At 35.1% G+C, this 3,194-nt stretch carries 4 protein-coding genes; 2 read left to right on the forward strand and 2 right to left on the reverse strand.

The features are described from left to right. Positions 1 to 56: 56 nt before the first annotated feature. Positions 57 to 257 (reverse strand): hypothetical protein, encoded by a 201-nt coding sequence (locus tag V7150_RS22765; protein WP_335522765.1) that lies wholly within the window; start codon positions 255 to 257, stop codon positions 57 to 59. Between the two features lie 462 nt (positions 258 to 719). Between V7150_RS22765 and V7150_RS22770 the strand changes: the two genes are divergently transcribed. Together V7150_RS22770 and V7150_RS22775 are read left to right on the forward strand one after the other, a co-directional pair. Continuing rightward, complete coding sequence (locus V7150_RS22770) at positions 720 to 1,640, forward strand: WD40/YVTN/BNR-like repeat-containing protein (protein ID WP_335522767.1); 921 nt, start codon at positions 720 to 722, stop codon at positions 1,638 to 1,640. Then, a complete protein-coding gene (locus V7150_RS22775; protein WP_335522769.1) occupies positions 1,627 to 2,490 on the forward strand; it encodes a hypothetical protein in 864 nt (287 codons plus the stop codon). Before V7150_RS22770 ends, V7150_RS22775 begins: the two co-directional genes overlap by 14 nt. 64 nt (positions 2,491 to 2,554) lie before the next feature. On the opposite strand, the gene V7150_RS22780 is transcribed toward V7150_RS22775, so the two are convergent. Then, the gene (locus tag V7150_RS22780) at positions 2,555 to 2,698 is read right to left on the reverse strand and encodes a hypothetical protein (RefSeq protein ID WP_335522770.1); all 144 of its coding nucleotides are present in this window, start codon (positions 2,696 to 2,698) and stop codon (positions 2,555 to 2,557) included. Positions 2,699 to 3,194: the final 496 nt, after the last annotated feature.

Here is a 3,194-nt window from a genome sequence, read left to right on the forward strand (position 1 = left end):
CATTATTTATTTCAAGGTTTTTAAGGAGTAACCTACTCCTATTTAGATGGTACTTGTCAGCCGCCTTCTATACAAGTAGCACCTGAACTACCAACAACAGTGTTTAGTTCTGCTAGTAGGGCAGGAAGCACAGAATTGTTTACTAGTGCATCCAAAGATATTTCAGAAATTGGGACGTTAAATTTTTTAAAAGTATCTGCTGTATTTTCCCAAACATGAACAATAGCTTTTGAAGACATATTTGATTGAATCACCATAATTATCCCCGCCTTTCTTACTAATTGTACCACTTTATATTCCTATACCAAAAAAATAAAATCCTTACTTGTGAGGTAATTCCTTTATTGTAGAATTTGAATGTGGAATTGAACTTATTAATGCTGCTCATAAGGGTTTTTTGATATTCATTTTTAAAAATATCATTGCGATTTTGAAATAATTTCTTGATGTTCTGGTAGGTTAATATATAATATACATAGAAATTCTATGTATTTGTGTGGTACAATTTATGTGATAGCAAGTAATATCGTCAAACTCAAGTTAACAATGGAGGTGCTTATTTAAGAGGATTTAATTTAGCACATTAATTGATACTTGCCTGACCACAGTTTGCTATGGGGCAAGCACTGATTTATACGAAATCAATAATCATAGATAATGAAATTTTTACGAATAACCACAATCTTTACTATAACAGCTATAAAGAGGAGTTTTCCAAAATGAACAAGATTATTCTTGGAATAACCAGTGTAATGGTGATTTGCTTAATCATAGTTTTAGTCTTTTACCAAAATTCAACTAAAACGCCACCACTAAAGTTAGATCAAAACGAAGCGGAACAAAATCAATCTGATCAAAATGAACAAGCCCTATATGCTGATCAAACCATTGATTATTCTCTTCAAAACGACAAACTACAAATTACATACGATAAAGGGAAAAGCTGGACGACCGTTCCAATTGAAATAGGTAAATTATTTGAAGGCGATTTTAGCGGGAATAAACAAGAGCTCATTGATAACAGCTATATCCTTTCAAATAATCTTGCTGCATTTTTGTACTCAGATGGCCCAGGCTTGGCCGACAATAAAATTATCCTAAAGTATTCGCTTGACCAAGGTAAGAATTGGCAGGATGCAGTTGTCACGGAACATTATCCATCCCTCCGGTTCCGAAAAGTGAATTTTTTAGAAGAGAATTTTGGTTATGTCATTCTTTCCGGAGATCGTACGATGTCACAGGAAATGTCAAATGTCTTTGTAACCCATGATGGGGGTATTTCTTGGAGTGAAACGAATTCATCAAATGTGACAAGGTTAATTTTAGATGGAGGCTTTGTTGATGAAAATACAGGTTTTTTATCCTATGGAATTATTAATCCAGATGAACCTGACCTTTATATGACTCAAGATACAGGGAATTCCTGGATGAAGGCAAATATTAACATTCCCGATCAATATAATGAAATTTTCGTACAGGCTGAAATGCCCTTTAAAGAAGAAGACCATTTAGCAGTCTACATTAATCAAGGGCCAAACGGCGATTATGAAGGCGGAAAAGTAAAAGGGAAGTTTCTTTCGAACGATAACGGTAAAACATGGGAGTTTTCTACGGAGGTAAAACCGGATGAAACAGAATAAGGATAAAAATAGAAAAATTTACGGTTGGATCTTCTTCTTTATTTCAATTTGCTTTTTCTGTTTGCAGATGGGATACCTATTTATGCACAATAGATTTCAAGTTGAATATAGCGATAATCGGATATTTTATGTCGTCAATATATTTTGCGTACTATGTATAGGTCTAGGTATCTATTTCTTGCTTGCATTGGCGAAAAAGACGAAATTGATTGGTACAGGGATTTTGGTTCTTTTTATGATCGTTAATGTTGGGCTGCTATTTTATAGCAATCATCAAATAAAAAATATTGTCAGCCTTTCTCCTGATTATAAACATGTCCTATCCATCAAAGAAAATACGAACACTGGAGATGCGGTATTTTTTCGAACCTATTTTGGGATTCTAGCACTCCCTAAGGAAAGATTGCCTTATGCAACGACGGAAGAATTCAAGGTAGAATGGTTAGCAAACGATGTTGCGGCGGTTACCTATAAAGCAAGTGATCATTCCATCCACCAATACATAGGCACTTTTGGTGATCGAGGCGGGGGAGGGTATTATTATGTAGGCCCATCCATTTACGGTCACTGGAAGGGTAACGATACAGAGGTGATTAGTAACAAAGAGGGAATTTCTGTTTTGTCCAATGGAAAGAAGGAAACATTCGATTGGGATCATATCGTTCAGTTCGGAACACTTGCTGTTGTTTTAACTGCCAATGATCAGGCTGTTTGGACGATTTCATTAAATGAAAACTTTGAAGTCCATTCTGCAGCAGCTGTGCCGCCAACAGGTGAAATTAGTCTATATAAAGCGACGATGGAGAAAACCGAGCCAATCATATTGAATTTTAAATCTTCTAATCTCTAATTTTAGGGACAGGCCCTCAGTGAACAAAAGCTTAACGTTCCAGGGTACTGTCCCATTCTATTTGTTATTTAATGAAAATGTTTTTTAAAGCTTTTGTATATTCTTTATCCAGCATGCCGTAACCCTCTTTTTCATTAGTACTGATTATGGCTGCTGTCCCAGTATCCTCATTAAACCAAATTTCATATTCGGTTAATTTTTCAGGCAAATTTTTCTTCACCTCATAAAAGAAAACTACTTTTACATCTGCTTCTCGAGCTATTTTTGGAAGCGTGTTCGGTTCCCATTTTACATTCGCTGATATTTNNTATCCTTATCTTGAATGTGCGTTTCCTCTTGATTGCCGATAAACACATCAATTCTTGTTAATTTTCTTTTGCCTTTTCCTTTTGTTGTGCAGCCGACCATTAATAAAAGAAAAACAGAAATAAGGGCAAAAAAAGTCATTCTTCTTTTCATCCTGCACCTCCTATTAATTTTTAGACGGTTTTGCATTGCAAAAAGTTGCCATTTTCTGATTAGTGGTATTTATTTTTAATAATTTATTTAGGTTATTGGAGGTAGATTACATGGATGAATTCTCTAACAGTAATGTTCGAGGAATTTCCGTTTGTTGGTGTTTGATCGAAATATATGGACACAGATGGAAAGATAGCTCCGTTCGTTTGCATTGAGCCGTGGTACAGTATTGCTGATACATACAA

It is taken from the genome of Neobacillus drentensis (assembly GCF_036965245.1).
GTDB lineage: Bacteria > Bacillota > Bacilli > Bacillales > Cytobacillaceae > Neobacillus > Neobacillus drentensis_G.

What these genes read in the sequence shown, in the direction of transcription:
- V7150_RS22770 (WP_335522767.1), top strand. Translation starts at nt 720, where the DNA reads ATGAACAAGATTATTCTTGGAATAACCAGTGTAATGGTGATTTGCTTA.
- V7150_RS22765 (WP_335522765.1), bottom strand. Translation starts at nt 257, where the DNA reads ATGGTGATTCAATCAAATATGTCTTCAAAAGCTATTGTTCATGTTTGG.
- V7150_RS22775 (WP_335522769.1), top strand. Translation starts at nt 1,627, where the DNA reads ATGAAACAGAATAAGGATAAAAATAGAAAAATTTACGGTTGGATCTTC.